Source organism: Wenyingzhuangia sp. (assembly GCF_039768515.1).
Lineage (GTDB): Bacteria > Bacteroidota > Bacteroidia > Flavobacteriales > Flavobacteriaceae > Wenyingzhuangia.
The window spans coordinates 30026-50753 of sequence record NZ_JBDNAI010000082.1; the positions used below are offsets into that span (position 1 = coordinate 30026).

20 protein-coding genes and 2 tRNA genes are annotated in these 20728 nt (G+C 33.6%); 11 read left to right on the forward strand and 11 right to left on the reverse strand.

Annotated features, from left to right (window positions below; all coding sequences use genetic code 11):
* Nucleotides 1-4: 4 nt before the first annotated feature.
* Genes ABF281_RS04965 through ABF281_RS04975 form a run of 3 tightly spaced genes read left to right on the forward strand, consistent with a single transcriptional unit; the run spans nucleotide 5 to nucleotide 1552 of the window.
* The gene (locus ABF281_RS04965; RefSeq protein ID WP_347180582.1) at nucleotides 5-637 is read left to right on the forward strand and encodes a WbqC family protein; all 633 of its coding nucleotides are present in this window, start codon (nucleotides 5-7) and stop codon (nucleotides 635-637) included.
* Nucleotides 627-941, forward strand: coding sequence for a DUF6122 family protein (locus tag ABF281_RS04970; protein ID WP_347180583.1), 315 nt, complete (start codon nucleotides 627-629; stop codon nucleotides 939-941). The genes ABF281_RS04965 and ABF281_RS04970 overlap by 11 nt, the downstream gene beginning before the upstream one ends.
* Before the next feature lie 38 nt (nucleotides 942-979).
* Nucleotides 980-1552, forward strand: coding sequence for a Crp/Fnr family transcriptional regulator (locus tag ABF281_RS04975; protein WP_347180584.1), 573 nt, complete (start codon nucleotides 980-982; stop codon nucleotides 1550-1552).
* A gap of 21 nt (nucleotides 1553-1573) precedes the next feature.
* On the opposite strand, the gene ABF281_RS04980 is transcribed toward ABF281_RS04975, so the two are convergent.
* From ABF281_RS04980 to ABF281_RS05000, 5 genes are all read right to left on the reverse strand, one after another.
* Nucleotides 1574-3277 (reverse strand): DUF349 domain-containing protein, encoded by a 1704-nt coding sequence (locus ABF281_RS04980; RefSeq protein ID WP_347180585.1) that lies wholly within the window; start codon nucleotides 3275-3277, stop codon nucleotides 1574-1576.
* 241 nt (nucleotides 3278-3518) lie between these two features.
* Nucleotides 3519-4262 (reverse strand): shikimate dehydrogenase, encoded by a 744-nt coding sequence (locus ABF281_RS04985; RefSeq protein ID WP_347180586.1) that lies wholly within the window; start codon nucleotides 4260-4262, stop codon nucleotides 3519-3521.
* Nucleotides 4263-4271: 9 nt separating this feature from the next.
* A complete protein-coding gene (locus tag ABF281_RS04990; RefSeq protein WP_347180587.1) occupies nucleotides 4272-5273 on the reverse strand; it encodes a DUF368 domain-containing protein in 1002 nt (333 codons plus the stop codon).
* 2 nt (nucleotides 5274-5275) lie between these two features.
* Complete coding sequence (locus ABF281_RS04995) at nucleotides 5276-6199, reverse strand: DUF368 domain-containing protein (protein ID WP_347180588.1); 924 nt, start codon at nucleotides 6197-6199, stop codon at nucleotides 5276-5278.
* Nucleotides 6200-6232: 33 nt separating this feature from the next.
* A complete protein-coding gene (locus tag ABF281_RS05000; RefSeq protein WP_347180589.1) occupies nucleotides 6233-7600 on the reverse strand; it encodes a tetratricopeptide repeat protein in 1368 nt (455 codons plus the stop codon).
* A gap of 147 nt (nucleotides 7601-7747) precedes the next feature.
* On the opposite strand from ABF281_RS05000, the gene pyrR reads away from it, so the two are divergent.
* The 4 genes from pyrR to ABF281_RS05020 are packed head-to-tail and all read left to right on the forward strand — an operon-like array spanning nucleotide 7748 to nucleotide 10469.
* Nucleotides 7748-8296: a bifunctional pyr operon transcriptional regulator/uracil phosphoribosyltransferase PyrR gene (pyrR, locus tag ABF281_RS05005; protein WP_347180590.1), complete on the forward strand. Its 549-nt coding sequence runs from the start codon at nucleotides 7748-7750 to the stop codon at nucleotides 8294-8296.
* A complete protein-coding gene (locus tag ABF281_RS05010; RefSeq protein WP_347180591.1) occupies nucleotides 8297-9226 on the forward strand; it encodes an aspartate carbamoyltransferase catalytic subunit in 930 nt (309 codons plus the stop codon).
* A 2-nt stretch (nucleotides 9227-9228) separates the two neighbouring features.
* Nucleotides 9229-9555 carry a ribonuclease Z gene (locus tag ABF281_RS05015; protein ID WP_347180592.1) on the forward strand — a complete coding sequence of 109 codons (327 nt, stop codon included), beginning with the start codon at nucleotides 9229-9231 and terminating at the stop codon, nucleotides 9553-9555.
* Nucleotides 9555-10469 carry a ribonuclease Z gene (locus ABF281_RS05020; RefSeq protein WP_347180593.1) on the forward strand — a complete coding sequence of 305 codons (915 nt, stop codon included), beginning with the start codon at nucleotides 9555-9557 and terminating at the stop codon, nucleotides 10467-10469. The genes ABF281_RS05015 and ABF281_RS05020 overlap by 1 nt, the downstream gene beginning before the upstream one ends.
* Before the next feature lie 27 nt (nucleotides 10470-10496).
* Here ABF281_RS05020 and sppA read toward each other — a convergent pair whose 3' ends face one another.
* Nucleotides 10497-12227 carry a signal peptide peptidase SppA gene (gene sppA, locus ABF281_RS05025; protein ID WP_347180594.1) on the reverse strand — a complete coding sequence of 577 codons (1731 nt, stop codon included), beginning with the start codon at nucleotides 12225-12227 and terminating at the stop codon, nucleotides 10497-10499.
* A gap of 59 nt (nucleotides 12228-12286) precedes the next feature.
* On the opposite strand from sppA, the gene folK reads away from it, so the two are divergent.
* A complete protein-coding gene (folK, locus tag ABF281_RS05030; protein ID WP_347180595.1) occupies nucleotides 12287-12784 on the forward strand; it encodes a 2-amino-4-hydroxy-6-hydroxymethyldihydropteridine diphosphokinase in 498 nt (165 codons plus the stop codon).
* Nucleotides 12785-12847: 63 nt separating this feature from the next.
* On the opposite strand, the gene ahcY is transcribed toward folK, so the two are convergent.
* Nucleotides 12848-14161, reverse strand: a complete 1314-nt coding sequence (gene ahcY, locus ABF281_RS05035; protein WP_347180596.1) for an adenosylhomocysteinase — start codon at nucleotides 14159-14161, stop codon at nucleotides 12848-12850.
* A 55-nt stretch (nucleotides 14162-14216) separates the two neighbouring features.
* On the opposite strand from ahcY, the gene ABF281_RS05040 reads away from it, so the two are divergent.
* Genes ABF281_RS05040 through ABF281_RS05050 form a run of 3 tightly spaced genes read left to right on the forward strand, consistent with a single transcriptional unit; the run spans nucleotide 14217 to nucleotide 17038 of the window.
* Nucleotides 14217-14843, forward strand: coding sequence for a 4'-phosphopantetheinyl transferase superfamily protein (locus ABF281_RS05040; protein ID WP_347180597.1), 627 nt, complete (start codon nucleotides 14217-14219; stop codon nucleotides 14841-14843).
* The gene (locus tag ABF281_RS05045; protein ID WP_347180598.1) at nucleotides 14830-15534 is read left to right on the forward strand and encodes a geranylgeranylglyceryl/heptaprenylglyceryl phosphate synthase; all 705 of its coding nucleotides are present in this window, start codon (nucleotides 14830-14832) and stop codon (nucleotides 15532-15534) included. Before ABF281_RS05040 ends, ABF281_RS05045 begins: the two co-directional genes overlap by 14 nt.
* 10 nt (nucleotides 15535-15544) lie before the next feature.
* On the forward strand, nucleotides 15545-17038 hold the full coding sequence (locus tag ABF281_RS05050) for a DUF4301 family protein (RefSeq protein ID WP_347180599.1): 1494 nt from the start codon (nucleotides 15545-15547) through the stop codon (nucleotides 17036-17038).
* Here ABF281_RS05050 and ABF281_RS05055 read toward each other — a convergent pair.
* The 4 genes from ABF281_RS05055 to ABF281_RS05070 all read right to left on the reverse strand — a co-directional run bounded on the left by ABF281_RS05055 (nucleotide 17035) and on the right by ABF281_RS05070 (nucleotide 20527).
* Complete coding sequence (locus ABF281_RS05055; protein WP_347180600.1) at nucleotides 17035-18762, reverse strand: solute carrier family 26 protein; 1728 nt, start codon at nucleotides 18760-18762, stop codon at nucleotides 17035-17037. The genes ABF281_RS05050 and ABF281_RS05055 overlap by 4 nt on opposite strands.
* A 9-nt stretch (nucleotides 18763-18771) precedes the next feature.
* Nucleotides 18772-19794 (reverse strand): Holliday junction branch migration DNA helicase RuvB, encoded by a 1023-nt coding sequence (gene ruvB / locus ABF281_RS05060; RefSeq protein WP_347180601.1) that lies wholly within the window; start codon nucleotides 19792-19794, stop codon nucleotides 18772-18774.
* A 519-nt stretch (nucleotides 19795-20313) separates the two neighbouring features.
* Nucleotides 20314-20387, reverse strand: a tRNA-Asn gene (locus tag ABF281_RS05065).
* 66 nt (nucleotides 20388-20453) lie between these two features.
* Nucleotides 20454-20527: transfer RNA gene (locus tag ABF281_RS05070), tRNA-Asn, on the reverse strand.
* Nucleotides 20528-20728: the final 201 nt, after the last annotated feature.

Consider the following 20728-nt stretch of genomic DNA (forward strand, 5'->3'; position numbering starts at 1 on the left):
CATTATGATAGCAAACCTTTTGGTACAGCCCGCATACTTTGCTCCCATAGCTCATTATGCTGCTGTTCTACAGGCAAATACGACTGAGTTTGAAACACAGGGTAGCTTCATGAAACAAACCTACCAAACACGTTGCTATATCTATAGTGCAAACGGAAAACTACTCCTAAACATTCCTATCAAAGGGGCTAAGGGAGTAAAAAAAAACATTACAGAAGTAGAATTAAGCTATGATGAGGATTGGCAAAAAAATCATTTAAGATCACTACAATCAGCATACAGAACTTCTCCTTTTTATGAATATTATGAAAGTGATTTGATGGAGGTTTTTACCACAAAACATAAGTATTTATGGGAATTACTTAAAAAAACAAACGACTTTATTATGGATGCTTTGCAAGAAACAAGGCCATTCACACAAACAGACAAGTTCTTACATGACCATTCCAACAGAATAGACATCAGAGGATGGATAGCTACTAAAAAAGAACTAGAAATTAATTTTCCTAAATACGTTCAAATGTTTGATCACAAATATGGATTTATAGAAAATTTGAGCGTACTAGATCTACTGTTCATGGAAGGTCCTAATGCAAGTATGTATTTAGAAAATCTAAATTTAAAACATGTTATCTAGTAGGTTTTTTATCCATTATGGACTCCATTTTTTATTTCCTATAATTATTGCTTATTTGTACAATCCGAAGAAATGGAAGCGAAATTGGATCATCTTACTGTCAACAATGCTCATCGATTTAGATCACTTACTAGCAAATCCAATTTTTGACCCCAACAGATGTAGTATAGGATTTCATTTTATGCATTCTACCTATGCTTTCATTGGTTATTTGATATTATTATACCCTAAAAAAACAAATTTATTAGCGTTGGGATTTTTACTCCATTTGTTTACTGATTACGTGGATTGTTACTTAAAATAATATACATTTGTTAAGGACACATTCTATCATCAACTACTATGGAATTATTTTTAAACTTCATTAACAACATATATCCACTGCCAGAAGAGATCCTTAAAAAACTCCTCAGCTCTGTCCATGTCAAGTCTTATAAAAACGGAGAACACCTCTCGGAACTAGGAGCTGTTAACAATAAGTTGTTTTTTATTATTGACGGGATTACAAGGACTTATATGAAGCTTCAAAGTAGTGAGATCAACAAATCTATCAAAGCTCCGGGACAATTGGCAGGATCGCTAAAATCAGCGATGGACAAAGAACCTGCCCAAATTGCATGCCAAGCTCTCAGTGATATTGTAGTTGCAGAAATTACTGTAGACCATCTTGCTGAATTAAGAAACGAATATCCAGTTTTTGGGGAATTTATGTATAAAGCACTAGAAATAGAATATACAAATTTAGAAAAATCTCTAATTGATCTACTATCTAAAAATGCTACAGAACGCTATTTGATCCTGAGAGAAACGATAAAAAACATTGATCAACTTATTCCTCAATACCAAATTGCCTCACACCTGGGAATTACTCCAATACAACTAAGTAGGATTAGAAAGAAATTATTAAAACAATAGAGTATGAAATCACTCCAATATTTATTGAAGTGATTTTAAGTATTTCATCTTTTTCTTAGCCAGTTGCAATTTGTTTTTTTCTAGCTCAATAGATGCCATTGCTCTTTCTAGCAGGGGATTACTCTTCTTACTGTTAGAAAAGAACCCTAGATTGTTTTCTAACTGCTTTAAGTCTTTTGTAAAACGATCTATATCTGTTCTTAAATGATTGTATTCAGTGCCTAGCTTTTTACTATCAATAGCAAATAAGTAGGACATCTTTAACTGATACTCTATGAAATCCCTGTCTATGTTTTCCTCTAGGAAAACCATTTTATGTGTAATTGCGTTTAAAATATCTTGATCTATTTTGTTTTTTTGAGAGGGAACTGAACCAAGGTCTAACCAATCTTTTAAGAACTCTTTATAATTATCAACATTGATTTCCTCATTTTCTATCTTCAATAAAAAAGTCTCCTTATTTTTAAAATTTTCTTGTTCCTCTAAAGTACCATCTTTCTTGACAGTATTTAATCTCTCGAAATAGGCATCACAAATTCCTCTGAACTCTTTCCACAATTGATCCGCCTGCTTTCTTGGTACAAACCCAATCTTTTTCCAAGAGGATTGTATCCTTTTATACACCTCTGTAGCTTCATCAAAATGTTCGGAATCTTTCCAAACCTTTGCTTCTTCTATCAAAGCCTTTTTTGCTAATACAGCTTTACTTTGTGAAGCTTTAACTTCCTTGAAGTATTGATTCTTTGCCGTATTGAAGGCTCTAGTAGCTTCTTTAAAAGTGTCCCAAATCATTTTATTCTTATTTTTTGGAACTTTACCAATTGACAAAAATTCTTTCTTTAAAATGTCAAAAATTTCAATACTTTTTTTCCAATCCCCAAAAGATTTATTTTTTGAAAAATCAAAAGAAGTGATTTCATTAATTTTTATCAATTTTTGCGCTAAGTTGTTTTCTTCCTCTGCCTTCAATTCTTCAAGCATCAATGCTCTTCTGCGATTTATTTCGTTAGACAAAGTAGAAAACTCTTCCCAAATGATTTCTCTAAACTCTTTGGCAACAGGTCCTGTTTCTTCCTTCCAAACTTTGTGTAACATTTGTAGTTCATTAAAAGCATGTTGAGGATCGGTATGACTTAACAAACTCTTAGCATGTGTGATGATTTTTTGCTTTGCTTCTAGATTATACTTAAAATCAATAGCCCTCAAGTCACTATTTATATGAAGTAGATCATAATATTGCTCTACATACAAGTGATAATTTCCCCAAGTTTCTTGATACTTATCTGAAGTCACGGCACCTATACCTTTCCAATCTGACATAAGTTGCTGAAACTCTTGATACGTTTTTGAAACCTCTCCTTGATCAACTAAAGTCTTAATAGATGCAATGATGTCTTCCCTTTTTACTAAATTATCCTCTAACTCCATCGATAACTTTCTGTAAAAATTATTTTTCTTCTCTACATATGATTTCCACAAACTCTTGAATTCGGTCTGGATAGGTTGTGAATACTCAAAGTCAATTTCATTACCTCCATCTTGAATAAATAAACTTTTTGCAGCTTCTAATTGTTCATTATATTGATAATAAAAAGAAGACCTTATTATGCTTGCTTGCTCTTTAATTTCTTGTATTGGTTTTCCTTCAATTAAGGTCGTTAAACTTTGAACTAAATCATTTAATGACATTGCTTTGTAATCTATTGATTGAGTTTTATTTTCCATATTTATGATGATCTTTATATTTTGATTTACTATTCTGGTGTAGAGAAAAATTGAATAACCTAGCACTAATCATGGCTTCAGAAAACTTACTCTACAATGACCTATAACCTCTTTTTCATTTCATCTTATTTTCATTCCAAAAAATGACTAAATTTAGGAGTCACAGGCAATAGCTAAAGTTTTACAAGTTAATGATTTTATAATCGTCTGTATCCAAACAAATAAACCCCTGTTTTACAAATTAACTATTCCAAATATCCCAAGATTTTTCTGCCTGTAATTCTAACATGTGTAAACCATTGATTCCCTCTGCACCTTGCTGTTTACCTAAGCGTAAAAACGAAGTTTCTGACGGATTATAAATCAAATCAAACAACAAGTGTTTTGATGTAATATAATCATATGGTAGATTTGGTTTTTGATGAACATCGGGAAAAGTTCCTAAAGGAGAACAATTTACAATTACGGTATGATCTTTTATGATTTCTTGATTCAACTGTTCATAAGTCAAGTTTTGATGACCCGCTGTTCTTGAAACAAATTTAAAATTGATTCCTAATTTTTTTAAAGCAAAAGCAACAGCTTTCGAAGCACCTCCAGTCCCTAAGATTAGAGCTTTTTTATGATGAGGTTTTAAAAAAGGCTTCAAAGAGTTTTGAAAACCATAAACATCGGTATTATAACCTATAACCCTACCATCTTTATGAAATTTAATGGTATTTACGGCTCCAATTTCTTTAGCATCATCATCTATTTCATCTAAAAAGGGCTGCACTTCTTGCTTGTATGGAATAGTAACATTCATCCCGTTCAATCCATCTTGTCTTGCCTTAATGATATCCCTCAATAGAGTTATTTCTTGTAAATCAAAATTTACATAATGATGATTTTTTAGTTCCATCGATTCAAATTTCTTTTTGAAATATCCTCTAGAAAAAGAGTATGAAATATTTTTACCTACCAGACCAAAAGTTACCTTTTCCATTCCTATTGATTAATTTATTTTTGACAAACGTTCTATACAGATTACTAAAAACACTCCTAAAAACACAAACAAAAATGCCATCCAAGTTTCTGAAGAAGTTATATTCGGTAAGTATTTATGAAAACCAGCGACTACCTCTCTTGGATACACTCCTAGTAAAGTTTCATTTTGATTTTGTATGTATATCTTTTCTTTCCATGGCCAAACAGCACCAAGAGATCCTATAATAAAACCAATAATTAAAGCATTAACTACCTTACTCCATTTTCTTAGAATAAAAACCAATAGTTTCGAAAAGAAAATCAAACCAAAAATGGAGCCTAAAGTAAAGACCAAAATAACTAAAACATATTTTTGGGTGATTTCATTAAAATAAAAGGCATCTCTTAGAAAGAAGCTAAACAAAAAATCAGTAAGAACATTTACTGAGTCAACCAATAAAAAGGTATAATTTCCCATCAACATAAGAATATAAGAACCCGACAAACCTGGTATGGTCATCCCTGACACTCCAATAACACCACAAAAGAAAACAAACCACAGGTTCTCATTGACATGGGTTGGATGAATAAACGTAATCGCAATACCTGTAAGCACTCCTAACCCCAAATAAAGATAACTTCTAAACTCCCAACCTTCATATTTCTTTATCAAATAGATTCCGGAACCTATAATCATCCCAAAAAACAGAGACCAAACTCGAAGCTCATAGTGCTTTAAAAAATAATCTAGTAGTTTCGAAATGGTAAAATAGCTAAATACTACGCCTCCCAAAATTGAAACTAAAAATTTGGCGTTGATGTAATGAAAAAAACTTTTGAGCCTTCCATTCAATAACAATCTGAAAGCTTTTGCATTTATTTTTGGAAAAGAATAAATCAACTCACTATAAAAACCTAAGACGTAAGCAACTGCTCCCCCTGAAACCCCTGGCACTTTATTTGCAACTCCCATCAATCCTCCTTTCAAAAAAAGAAGTAAGTGATACAAAAAACTTGATTTAGGAGCCATATTTAAGATTTATCACTTGCTAACTTTTCCAAACCAAGGATTAGAAAAAAACCAAAAACTGCCAAAAACACTACAGTGATGAATTCAGTATTTGCACAACAATCAGTAGGCAATATACTTTTCTGCAATACAGGTACTTCTATCCCTTTAGAATTAATTCTTGTGCTAATTGTTTGTTTCCATGGCCAAATTTTGTTCAAAGAACCCACGACAAAGCCAGTCAACACCACCAAAGTTCTATTTTTATAATTAGAAAACATCCATTTTAACACTCTAGAAAACATCAACAAACCAACAATACATCCTGATCCAACAATTGAGATCACGAATAAATCTTTAGTATGAATTGCAGTTAGAACGGGCTCATAGGCTCCTAATAAAACCAAGATAAAAGCCCCTGATATTCCAGGTAAAATCATGGCACAAATGGCTAAAACTCCAGCTAAAAAAAAGAAAAATAGGGAAACATGATTACCAATCATTGGTTCCGCAATAGTAACAATGTAGGCAATGACTCCCGATAAAAGCAAAGCAACAATTTCTTGAACCCTCCAATATTCTACTTGTTTGCCGATATAAAATATACTCGCAACAACCAATCCGAAAAAGAAGCCCCAAACCAATGTTGGATAATTTAGTAATAAAAATGAAATTCCTTTGGCTAAGGAAATCACGCTTATCGCTATACCTAGAAAAAGAGAAACTAAAAAGCTTGCATTTGACTGATGCCAAGCTGCCTTAAAACCTTGTTTCCTGTATAGCTTAAGTAATGACAAATTGAAATTGCTGATGGTCACAAGTAATTCCTCATATATACCCGAAATAAAAGCAATAGTCCCTCCAGAGACTCCAGGCACAACATCTGCAGCTCCCATGAGTGCTCCTTTCAAAGAAATAATAGCGTAATCTTTAATTGTCCTGTCCATTGAAAGAGTTTTGAGCAAATGTAATTTTAAATACTAATTCTTCAAACAATTTAAAACCATTCTTTTCACTTTTTCATCCTCAAAGACTTGTGTATAAAGTGTTTTTACAACCTGATGGTATTCGTAGTCCAAACTCAATGCATTTCTTAAATGCAAATACCCTTCTTTATTTTTGCTAGTCATCAGAAACAAACAGCCTAACCTATATTCAATTTCAGCACAGTTGTGATGTTGTTTTTTAGCTCTTATCAAGACATTTAAAGACCTGTGTAGGTCTTGAGCAGAAAGCCAAGCATCAGCCAATAAAATCCAAACCTCTATTCCTGAATCATCTAGCTCGATCACCCTCTCAAATGCTTCCGTAGCTTCTTCAAGGAAATTTAATTGTAAATTGATTTCCGCACAGGCCCTCCAATAGACCACATTTCCCTCATCTAATGCAATAGCTTTGTTTAGGTAATGTAAAGCTTTATCATAAGTTTTTTCTTCATGACATAAAACAGATAACAAAAACCAACCTTTATCTAAAAGAGGATCCTCATGCAAAGCCTTTTTATAGTAATAAATAGCTTTGGTCGCATTATTTTTATTCTTGTAGCACTCTCCTATCTGTAGATATGCGTAAGCAGTTGGGTCGTCTAAACTCAATGTGATTTTATAACTATCTATAGCATCATCAAATCTATCTAATTTTTCTAACGTTTTTGCTTTTTCAATGTAACCACCAATGAAATTTTCATCTATGATCACAGCATAATCAAATGCTCTTAAAGCCATTTTATAATCTTTAAGCACAAAATATTGTCTCCCCAATTGATGCCATGCAACTTCACAATAAGGATTTTTATCTATATAATCTTCTAAGAAAGAAATGGCCTCATAATGAGCCGATTCCATTTCAAAACAATAAATGATATTGTACAGAGCCTGATAATCCTCAATATCTAAATCTAAACATACCGAGAAATGCGCTCTAGATTTCACATAGTCATCCAAATACAAATACTCCATCCCCAACAATACTGAAACATCAGCCAAATCATCTGTATACTCTTTTGCTCTTTTTAAGTAAGCAATGGATTCTTTATGTTTATCTTCTTTGGATAGTAGGTTCGCAATTTGAATGTAGACTTCCTCATGATAAGGATATACAGCCAACAAACCGTCTAATAAGCTTCTTGCATCGGTTAATTTATCTTCAAACACCATGATTTCAGCTTGAATCAGTTTGATGTCCACGGAATCGGGGTGTTGATCTAAAGCTAGAAAAACTGCTTTCTTCGCCATGGAAGTATTTCCGTTATCTAAGTAATAATGAATAATTTCCTCAAAATCAGTCGTGTCAAAAAAATACACTTCATTCGTTTTGAGCATCTCTTCAAATTTTGATAATGACGCCATCTCCTTTTCTTTTGTTTAGAGTAAACTCCGTTAGATACACATAAATATAAAAAAGAGAAATGAGATGTTAAACCAAGGAGTCTAAATCTTTTTAACAAATTAATCAACAAAAAAACTATATTTGTAATAACAATTTTCTGATGTCTTATGAGTGACAAAATACTGCTAAATTCAAAAAAAATACAGATAATCATTCAACGATTGGCTTGCCAACTCATTGAAAATCATGGTGATTTTTCTAACACAGTCTTGATTGGACTACAACCTAGAGGATCACATTTTGCTGAAAGGATAGCCTCTGTTTTGACCAATGACTACAAGGTAAAGAACATCAAACTGGGCAAATTAGATATCACTTTTTATCGTGACGATTTTAGACGCAGAGATGAACTCTTAAATGCAAATTCTACTGAAATTAACTTTTTAGTAGAAAACCAAAAAGTGGTTTTTATTGATGATGTTTTATTTTCTGGAAGAAGTATTAACGCAGCTTTAACTGCAATACAATCTTACGGAAGACCAGCGGAAGTCGAGCTGTTGGTTCTCATCGATAGACGCTTTAGTAGACATTTACCTATTCAACCCGATTACAAAGGAGCGACTGTAGATGTAATAAACGAAGAAAAAGTTTTGGTAAACTTGAGTGAAGAGACAACAAAAGATGCTGTTTATATTATTAACAAGAAAGAGAAATAGATGAAGACCTTAAGCGTTCCCAACCTATTAGGAATTAAGCACCTAGTTAAACAAGACATTGATTTAATATTTGAAACCGCAGATAATTTTAAAGAAATAATAAATAGGCCAATTAAAAAAGTTCCTTCGCTGAGAGACATCACAATTGCCAACCTATTCTTTGAAAACAGCACTCGCACCAAATTGTCATTTGAACTGGCAGAGAAACGTCTGTCTGCTGATGTGATTAATTTCTCTGCTTCAGGCTCTTCTGTTAAAAAGGGAGAAACTCTAATCGACACCGTCAACAATATTCTATCTATGAAAGTAGATATCATCGTTATGAGACATCCTGAGGTTGGAGCTCATGAATTCTTAGCGAAACATGTAAATACAAAAATTATTAATGCGGGAGATGGTACACATGAACACCCTACACAAGCTTTGTTAGATTCATTTTCAATCAGAGAGAAGTTTGGAGAGGTGGCAGGTAAAAAAATCGTTATCGTTGGTGATATCTTACACTCTCGTGTCGCACTCTCTAATATATATGCGCTTCAACTTCAAGGAGCTGAAGTGAAAGTTTGTGGACCTACAACACTCATTCCAAAACACATTGAAAGCTTGGGGGTAAGCGTTGAAACAAATCTAAGAAAAGCATTAGAATGGGCTGATGTTGCTAACATGCTACGGGTTCAAAATGAGCGAATGGATGTTAAATTTTTTCCATCAACAAGAGAATACACTCAATTGTACGGAATAAATAAAGAGTTATTAAATTCTATGGACTCTGAGCTAACAATTATGCATCCAGGACCGATCAATAGAGGTGTCGAAATTACTTCAGATGTAGCAGATTCTGACCAGGCAATCATTTTGAATCAAGTTGAAAATGGAGTAGCTGTTCGTATGGCCTGTATCTACCTATTAGCCTCACAAATAAGACAATAATTATGAAAATTAAGCTCTCCGAAAAATTCACTTTATTCACTGCAGAAATAGACTTCAATACTTTTTTTGAAAAAAGCTCTAAAGCACTAGAAAATCATAACAACCAAAACATTGTTTTAGACATCACGTCTATTGAGGTTACCAAAAAAGATATAAACCTATTTGTTGAATTTGCCAAAAAACAAATAGACCAAAAAAAATCTTTTGCAATTGTACTTTCTGCCTTTGATGCTGATGATTTTAGTGAGATCCTAAATGTAGTCCCTAGCCTAACGGAAGCTATCGACATTATTGACATGGATGAAATGTCAAGAGATCTTGGTTTTTAATGGGTATTGAATTAACCATATTAGGCTGTCACTCAGCCACCCCGAGGACCAATGCTCATCCCACAGCACAATATTTAAAAATAAACGAAAGGCATATTTTAATCGATTGTGGAGAAGGGACTCAAGTCTTACTTAGACAACAAAAGATACCTTTTGCAAAAATCAAACACATTTTTATCTCCCATTTGCATGGAGATCATTTTTTTGGTTTGGTTGGACTCATTTCTACATTTGGACTTTTAGACAGAAGAACAGAACTAAATATTTATGGCCCAAAAGGAATAAAAGAAATCATCACACTTCAACTAAAATTATCTAAATCTTGGACTTCTTTTCCTTTATTGTTTCATGAGTTAAAAAACAAAGAAAGTGAAATAATATTTGAAGACAAAAAAATAAAAGTATCTACAATTCCCTTAAATCATAGAGTATATACCAACGGGTTTTTATTTGAAGAAAAACCTAGTCTACGAAAATTAAACATGGAGAATATTGCCATGGAACCAGAAATTGAAATCTGTGATTATCACAATCTTAAAAAAGGTAAAGACTTTGTAAAACAAGATGGAACTATTCTAGGAAACGATGATTTAACTCTACCCCCTAGACACACCCATAGTTATGCTTTTTGTAGTGATACTGCCTACAAACCAGATATTGTTCCTCTTTTAAAAGGTGTTAGCTTCTTATATCACGAATCTACCTTCCTCGAAGATAAAAAGAACTTAACCGAAAAAACCAAACACAGTACCGCGAAAGAAGCAGCATTAATAGCCAAAGCAGCCCAAGTAAAAACTTTAATTTTGGGACATTATTCTAGTAGATATAATAACTTAGACGAATTTAAGATTGAAGCCAAAACAGTATTTGATGATGTTGAACTGGCTGAAAGTGGCAAAGTATTTAAAATCTAAAAAACATTAAACCTAGAACTGAAAAGACTAGTCAATCATCAATTCAAAAGGAATTCTAGCTTGTACCCCTTTAGTTTTTATGAAATCTTTAGCATTAACTAGACCCTGCAATTTAAATTCAGCTAAAAAACCATCAATCTGTATTTTAGCAAAAGGATTAAAATCAAACATCTCTCCAAAATCAATCTCATACTTAGGTAACTCTTTGATACTATATTCTGTCACTTCAGCTATTTTAGCTGCGTAACAGATAGCTTCCCACAAACCTCCAATTTCGTCTACCAGACCCAACTCTTGAGCCTTAGCACCAGTCCAAACTCTACCCTGAGCAATACGATCTACCTCTTCTAAAGACATATTTCTTCCTTTAGATACACGGTCTAAAAATTCGTCATAAATCATTTCAATACCCTGATGAACTAGCACCTTATAACGACTATCTAAAGGTAAAACAGCACTGTAATAGGCTCCGTTTTCATGTGTACTTACCACTTCAGAATTGACCCCTATTTTTTTGGCCAATCCTGATCCATTTGGAAATATTCCAAAAACACCTATAGAACCTGTAATTGTGGTTGGCTCTGCAAAAATCCTATCCGCACCACAAGAAATATAATACCCACCGGAGGCCGCATAATTCCCCATAGACACCACTACAGGCTTTTCTTTTTTTGCTTTCTCAACGGCATTCCAAATTAAATCTGAGGCCAAAGCACTTCCCCCTGGTGAATCAACTCTCAATACAATCGCACTTACATTCTTGTCTTGTGCTGCTTTTTCTAGAGAGCTAATCATTTTATTTTGACCTATAACATCAATAGAACCTTCTCCATACTGTATTTCTCCCTGCGCATAGATTACAGCTATCTGATTTGTTTTTTCAACAAGACTTGATAGAGAAATATTTGCCATATAATCTGTCATCGATATTTTCTCTAATTTTTGTACCGCTAACTTCTCCTTAATATAGTCTTCATACTCATCAGGATACAAACAAAGGTCCACTAGACCATGCTTAATCGAAGTGACGGCAGATCTTCCATACATTTTTTCTACAGCGGTATCTACATCAATATTTCGAGATGTTGTCAACTCTCTTGAAATTTCATTCCATATACCAGCAATCAATTCAGAAATCTGAACCCTGTTGGCATCACTCATCTCATTGGCTATAAAAGGTTCTACAGCACTTTTATATTTACCGTGCCTAATTACCTCCATTTTTATACCATATTTTTCTTGAAAATCTTTATAAAACATAACCTCCGAATGTAATCCCTTTAAGTCTACATAACCTAATGGAGCAATTGAAATCATGTTTGCTACTGAACTCAAGTAATACTGTTTCTGTGTATATGAATCATTATATGCATATATAAATTTATGCTTTTCTTGAAATTTAACTAATATATTTCTCAATGCTGTCAATTGAGCCAATCCTATATTAGCGGGGATATTTTTTATGCTAATCCCTTTAATATTATCATCATTCGTAGCTTTGTCAATTGCTTTACAAACATTATTAAACCCCGTAACTTGTTCTTTAATATTTAACAGTTCTGATAAAGGATCTATTTCAACAGGACTGTAATCCTTTAAGTCTCCAGATAAGTCAATTTCTAATATTGAATTTGATTTCACTTCCTTGACCATGCCACTACCGACAGAAACTCCTACACCCAATCCTAGTAAGATAAAAACAACGATAACCAACCAAATCGCAACAAACGATGACAAAATATTTTTTATAAAATTCATGCTTTAATTTTTTATTAAACAAATATAATTGATTTCTTTACCAAACGATTAAACCATCTATGAACATTGTTTATTTATCTTTAGGCACCAACTTAGGAAACAAATTAGAAAACCTTCAGAATGCTATTCACAAAATTGGCACGATAGGTAAAGTAATAAAAATATCATCCGTTTACCAAACTGCTGCATGGGGGTTTGAGAGTGATGATTTTTTCAATATTGCCATCGCACTAGAGACCCCACTTACAGCCAGCCGATTGATAGAAGTATTACTAAGTTTTGAGACTGAATTGGGTAGAAACAGAGACAATAAAACAGGGTACCAAGCCAGACCACTAGATATTGATATTATTTTTTTTAATGATAACATTATTAATACAGATCAACTAACAGTACCACATCCTAGAATGCATGATCGCAAATTTGTTTTGATTCCAATGATTGAAATCACAAAGAATTACAAACACCCTTCGCTTAACAAAAGGTTAGAAACGTTATCAGCAGATTGTAAAGATACTAGTGAACTGACCCAAACAAAACATATTCTTTCAGTCTAATAGAAACCAATTCATAAAAAAAGCCTCACTATTTGTGAGGCTTTTTTTATGAATAATGAATGACTAATATCTATAGTATTCAGGTTTGAAAGGACCTTCTACAGTCACTCCAATATAATTTGCTTGATCCTCAGATAAAACATCTAGTTCAACACCAATTTTGGCTAAGTGCAAACGAGCTACTTTTTCATCTAAGTGTTTAGGTAGTGTATATACATCATTTTTGTATGCCTCGGCATTTTTCCATAGCTCTAACTGAGCTAAAACTTGATTCGTAAAAGAATTAGACATCACAAAACTTGGATGACCTGTAGCGCACCCTAAGTTAACCAAACGTCCCTCAGCCAATACTAAAAACTCTTTCTCGTCAATCATGTACTGATCTACTTGAGGCTTAATCTCTACCTTTGTATGACCATAGTTTCCGTTTAACCAAGCCATATCAATTTCATTGTCAAAATGACCAATATTACAAACAATAGCTTTGTCTTTTAATGCTTTAAAATGACGATCAACTATTATATCTTTATTTCCAGTTGTGGTGATTACAATGTCTGCTCTGGATATGGCGTCATTCATTTTCTTGACCTCAAAACCATCCATCGCAGCTTGCAAAGCACAAATAGGATCTATTTCTGTTACGATAACTCTAGCTCCTGCTCCTTGTAGAGAAGCAGCAGTACCTTTACCAACATCTCCATAACCGGCAACCAAAGCAACTTTCCCGGCCATCATTACATCAGTAGCTCTTCGAATTGCATCTACAGCAGATTCTTTACAACCATATTTATTATCAAATTTTGACTTGGTAACAGAATCATTTACATTGATTGCTGGCATTGGTAATGTACCCGCTTTCACTCTCTCAATCAAACGATGAACCCCTGTTGTTGTCTCTTCTGACAAACCTTTGATACCTGAAACCAATTCTGGATATTTATCTAACACCATATTGGTCAAATCTCCTCCATCATCTAAAATAAGATTAAGTGGCTTTCTGTCTTCTCCAAAGAAAATAGTTTGTTCAATACACCACTCAAATTCTTCTTCACTCAAACCTTTCCAAGCATAAACAGGAATTCCAGCATCAGCAATGGCTGCAGCAGCTTGATCTTGTGTTGAAAAAATATTACACGATGACCAGGTTACTTCAGCTCCTAAGTCTACTAAAGTTTCTATCAACACCGCTGTTTGGATGGTCATATGCAAACAACCTGCAATTCTGGCTCCTGCTAATGGCTTTTTACCTTTAAACTCTTCTCTAAGACTCATTAAACCTGGCATTTCAGCCTCAGCCAAATGGATTTCTTTCCTTCCCCAATCTGCTAACGAGATGTCCTTTACTTTGTAAGGAACGTATGCTGTTTCTAAACTCATATTAGTATATTTGTTGCTTTAAGCATGCAAATTTACAAAATCCTTACAACAATAAATGCCTTTATTTAAAACAATTAAGATTGACAAAAACACCACTGTTTTTGTTTGGAAAATAACAGAGACCACTGATGAATTAAGGGCTACATATCTATCTAAAAACAGTATAAATAGAGTCAATTTAATGAAATCATCCTCACATCAAAAAGGGTTTTTGAGTATTCGTCATTTATTACAACTCATTCGCCTTAATGATGATGACTTAACTTACAATGAACACGGAAAACCTCTGCTAAAAAATGGCCAACACATCTCCATCTCGCATTCGTACGAATTCTCAGCAATTGGAATCTCAACTAAAATGATAGGGATCGATATAGAAAAGAACAGAGACAAAATAAAAATCATAAAAAATAGATTTACTGATTTTAATAAAAAAAAACTAACCAACGATGAATACATCCAACAACTGACTCTTATCTGGGGTGCCAAAGAAGCAATGTTCAAAATACACCCTAGTGGCGGCATGAGTTTTAAGAATGATTTAAAGATATCTCAATTCAACACCAGAAAAGCAAAAGGTTTAATCAACACACCAGAACTCAAAGAAAAATGCGATATTTGTTTTCATCAAATTGAAAATTATTCTTTAGCCATCGCTAGCATTGATCATGAGCTTTCTTAAAACATTACAAACAGCACAACTACAAAACAAAAAGCTTGTTGCGGTCTTGATAGATCCTGATAAAGTTTCCGTACCCGTTGTGGATAATATTTGTAAAAGAATCAACAAAGCTCCTGTAGACTATTTGCTATTGGGCGGAAGTATAGTAGGCAGTAACCAAACTGAAATTATTGCTAAAGAAATTCAAAAACACACAACCAAACCTGTCATACTTTTCCCAGGAGATTACACACATCTAACAGAACATGCTGATGCTCTTTTATTTTTAAATTTAATTTCTGGTAACAACCCTGAATATCTAATTCACCAACAAGTAAAAGCAGCTCCATTGTTACGCAAAACTTCTTTAGAGGTAGTTTCAACAGGGTACATTTTGATCAACGAAGATAATAATAGCAGCACCTTAAACGTTACTAAGACCAAACCTATTGACCCAAAAGACACATCACTAATTAAAAACACTGCATTAGCAGGACAACTTATGGGCCAAAAAGTACTCTACCTAGAAGCAGGGAGTGGTTCAAAACAGGCCATAGAAAAAACTGTAATAAATGCAGTCCATAAAACTGTCCACCTTCCTATTATTGTGGGTGGTGGAATTAAGGACAAAAATAAGATCCATGAAATTCACAAAGCTGGCGCTACACTTGTAGTTATAGGCACTGCGTTTGAATTGAATAGGATCTTTTAACAACACATCTATGAAATTGGAAAAAGAATTAGAAAAACAAATTGATATAAGAGGAATCTCTAAAGATCAACTAGACAAACAACTGAACACATACAAGCAGGGCGCTCCTAAATTAATCATAGATAGGATTGCCAGCATCAACGATGGAATTATAGCTATTGATGATGTTGAAAAAAGTAGATTGATAAATATTTACAACATTCAAAAGCAAAATTTAGTCATCTACAAGTTTACCCCAGCCTCAGGAATGGCATCAAGAATGTTCAAAGGATTGAGCGAACTTTTGAACTCAAAGAGAAAAAATGAAATGTCACGGTACTTTTTTAACAACTTACGTAATTTCCCGTTTTACAAAGAAATGATGGTTAAGTTTAACAAGAGACATCCTGAAATCAAACATTTAGGTAACCTAACCAACAAGCTAATCTTCTTAGATTTTATACTAAACAAAGAGGGATTAGATTATATCAACACCCCAAAAGCATTAATTAAATTTCATCAATATGACTTTGATAACAAATCTGCTTTAGAAGAACAAATTGAAGAAAGTCTGCACTACTGCATAAGTAAAGATCAGACAATCAATATGCATTTTACAATAAAACCACTTTTTATAAACGAATTCCAAAAAGTAGTTGAAGATTACATCCAAGCTAACAATGAGTATTCAACAGTTAAGTTTAACATTAATTTCTCTACCCAAAACCCCAATACAGATACCATAGCAGTAAATAAAAACCTGAAGCCTTTCAAGAATAAAAATGGGAAATTCATTTTTAGAGCTGGGGGTCACGGAGCCTTGATTGACAATCTAAATAACTTGGATGCAGACATTATTTTTATCAAAAACATAGACAATGTATGCCACCGTAATCATATTGAAGAAACGATTAAACACAAACAAGTTTTGGGTGGAAAACTTCTTTGTTTACAGGAAAAAACCCACAAATACTTAAATTTAATCAACACCAAGCCCGATGAGATCAATTTAATTGAGGTTGTTGATTTTGTAAAGAAGAACTTCTCTATTGAAGTCAGCAATGAAAACTTGAACAAAGAATTTTTATTTAATCTACTAAACAAACCTATTAGAGTTTGTGGAATGATTAAAAATCAGGGAGATGCTGGTGGAGGTCCATTTTGGGTGAAAAAAAACAAAAAGGAAAACTGTTTACAAATCGTTGAAAGTACACAAATTGATACCGCCGACAAAGATCAATTAGCCATTTTACATCAATCAACACATTTTAACCCTGTTGACATTGTTTGTTCTTTTAAAGATTACAGAGGTAACAAATTTGATTTAAAAGAATTTGTAGACAATGATGCTGTTTTTATTTCGAACAAAAGTCTGGAGGGAATGCCCATCAAAGCTCTAGAACTTCCTGGGTTATGGAATGGTGGTATGTCCAAATGGCTGACTGTTTTCGTAGAAGTACCGATCCAGACCTTTAACCCTGTAAAATCAGTCACAGACTTATTATCTCCAATGCATCAAGCCTAAGTATTCGCTTGACCAATATAATTTGTTAAATCTTCATTTCGGTCTAACTTTCCTGTTTTAAAATAAGTTACTGCATCATTATTGTTGATAAAAAACTTTTGTGCGCCCATCTTATCAACAATCCCACTTCTTGTTAGCATGTCTCTTACAGGGCCTTTTATGTTAGAAAAAAAAACTTCAACCCCTTTGTCTTGATAACAATCTATATCTGATTCAATCATCTGTATAGCTGTACTATCCATACCATTGATGCATTCACAATCCAACAGAATAAGCTTCAAATTAGGTCCTTTTTTCTTTACATGGTGTTGTAAAATCTCACTAAAATAATTAGCATTTGCAAAATATACCCTAGCATCAAACCTAATAATCAAAATTTCTTTATCTATTTCTACCCCTTCAAATCTATTCGTATTTCGAAAAATATTAGTGTTCGGAATTCTACCCAACACCGCTACATGAGGCCTTGAGGTTCTTGCTATCAACATAGACAAAGACAACACTACTCCAATAATTATCCCTTCTTTTATTCCTAAAAATAAAGTCCCTGAAAAAGTAGCAATCAACATCCAAAAATCATTCTTATTCAAAAACCACAATCGTTTGGCTTCCTCGTAATCAATTAGCTTTACTATGGAAACTATGATAACACCCGCCAAAACTGCTTTTGGTAGATAATAAAAATAGGGCGTTAAAAACAACAACACCATAACAACAATAAACAAAGAAAACAAACCCGCTAAACTTGTTTTAGAGCCAGCTTCATCATTTACTGCAGACCTTGAAAAACTTGCTGTAGATGGATACGACTTGAACATCGAACCCACAATATTCATCATTCCCAAAGCGATTAACTCTTTGTTGGGCGAAATCATCATATCATCTGAACTTTGCTCTAATGCTTTACCAATCGATATGGTTTCTAAAAAACCTATTACTGCTAACGTAAAAGCTATGGGCATGATCTCCGAAACTAAGGAATAAGTGATTTTTGGGAATTCAAAAGAGGGTAAGCCTGATGGAATCGATGCTAAAACTGAAACATGAGATAGGTGTGTATGAAAAAAATACAAACTTAAAGTACCCAAAACTACAACCAACAAAGGTCCTGGTATTTTGGATTTTGTCTTTTTGATAAGAAATAAGATTCCAATAGTTGTGATTCCTATAAAAAACGTAGCTGTATCTAATTTATCTGATTGGGAATAGATAGAAACAATGATTTCTTGTAATCTATTGCTTCTTACAACAGGTATGCCTGACAAGTTTTTTATTTGATTAACACCTATAACAATAGCCGCTGCAGAAGTAAAACCGCTAATAACAGGTTTAGATAAAAAATTAACGATAAAACCCAATCTACCAATTCCTAACAACAGCTGTATAGCTCCCACGCAAAATGCCAACAATATAGCCAGAGCAATATAGGCTTCTGTCCCACCAACGGCTAACGTTGAGATACCAGCAGCTACAATTAATGAGTCCATAGCTACAGGACCAACAGCTACTCTTTTCGAAGTACCAAAAAGCATATACATAAACTGAGGAAACAAGGCCGTATACAGACCATAAACAGGAGGCAAACCTGCAATCAAAGCATAAGCTATGCCCTGAGGAATCAGAACAATACCTACCGTCATTCCCCCTATAACATCAGACTTTAAATTTTTCTTAAAGTCATACTTTGGAAACCACTCTAAGACAGGAATAGAACTCTTCATCATCTTTATATTTTAAAATAATTCCCCTTGATTTGTTGGTTTGGTAATTTCTAAATGATGATAAGCTAAATCTGTAACCTCTCTACCTCTAGGTGTTCTGATGATAAAACCTTGTTGAATTAAAAAAGGCTCATATACTTCTTCAATGGTTTCAGCATTTTCACTTACTGCAGTGGCTAATGTACTTATCCCTACGGGACCTCCTTTAAACTTCTGAATAATCGTTGTCAAAATTTTATTATCCATTTCATCCAAACCAAAGGTATCAACATTTAAAGCTTTCAACGCATACTTCGCTATTTCTATCGTGATCGTACCATCTCCTTTGATTTGTGCAAAATCTCTAACTCTTCTCAGCAATGCATTTGCTATACGAGGTGTCCCTCTACTTCGTCCCGCTATTTCTATTGCTGCTTCCATACTCGTAGACACTTTCAATATTTGAGCACTTCTTTGAACAATTGTACTGAGTAGCTCTGTATCATAATATTGTAACCTACTAGAAATTCCAAAGCGAGCTCTCATCGGAGCTGTTAGTAAACCTGAACGTGTTGTGGCGCCAATCAATGTAAAAGGCTCTAAATTGATTTGAACTGTTCTTGCATTGGGACCTGATTCAATCATAATATCAATCTTAAAATCCTCCATAGCAGAATACAGATACTCTTCAACAATGGGACTCAATCGGTGAATCTCATCAATAAACAAAACATCACGCTCGTCTAGCCCTGTGAGCAGACCTGCTAAATCTCCAGGCTTATCTAGAACCGGACCTGACGTGATTTTTATTCCTACATTCAACTCATTTGCTAAAATGTGTGCCAAAGTAGTTTTTCCTAAACCCGGAGGCCCATGGAACAAAGTATGATCTAGAGCCTCTCCACGAATATTAGCTGCTTCTACAAAAATTTTAAGATTTTCTATTGCTTGCTCCTGACCCGTAAAATCATCAAAAGACAGAGGACGCAACTTTCTTTCTACATCTAACTCGTCGTTAGAAAAATTTGCGTTGTCTGGGTTTAAGTTCTCGTTCATTTCATTATGCTTAGTCCCACAAATATAAGCTTTCAATATGAATTAAATAAATCAAAGAAAGACCATCAACACAAAAACCACAACTTGTGACAATGATGATTTTAATTTGCTCTCCCACTGTCTAAAGTTACAGTACAGTTTCTTATTTAGGCAATATCGTCGCTTTCTAAAGAAACCAATTCTCCTTTGACAATAACATTTAAATAATGAATATCAACTTCCTCTCATTGAAAATGAATCAACAATTCTTTGGTAACTGAATTTTTGGTTAACTAATTTCTACATGAAATAGTGCGATGATTTGAAACAGCAATTTTTTAGGTATTTGTTTATGAAAGATCGTTGTAATATTCAATTGATAGAATCAAGATAATTTTCTACACACAAAAGTGAATACTATTTTAAACTGGTCTAATAATTGCAGGAGGATCTTCTTTAATCTTTGAAGATGTTGAACGATGTCTTTTAATCAAAAACGGTTACACTATGAAAGTATAACCGTTTTTTAATGATGACTTGCTCCCCCTCTAGGACTCGAACCTAGGACCCTCTGATTAACAGTCAGATGCTCTAACCAACTGAGCTAAGGAGGAATTTCAATAAATGAAAATAGGCCTTAATGCTTACTCAGAAAATCTAAATCTAATTAGTGTTGTTTGCTCCCCCTCTAGGACTCGAACCTAGGACCCTCTGATTAACAGTCAGATGCTCTAACCAACTGAGCTAAGGAGGAATTTGCATGAAGCAACAACATTTCCTTTTTGCGGTTGCAAATATATGTCTTTTTATAAATCTAACCCAATTTTTAAAAAAAAAAACAAAAAAAAACAATTTGTTATAATATTACTGATTTTGTACTTTCTACGAAATAAAAATTTGTGAACGCAACAATTTAATTAAGTTTGCTTGTTAGACAACGAACATCAAATTTTAG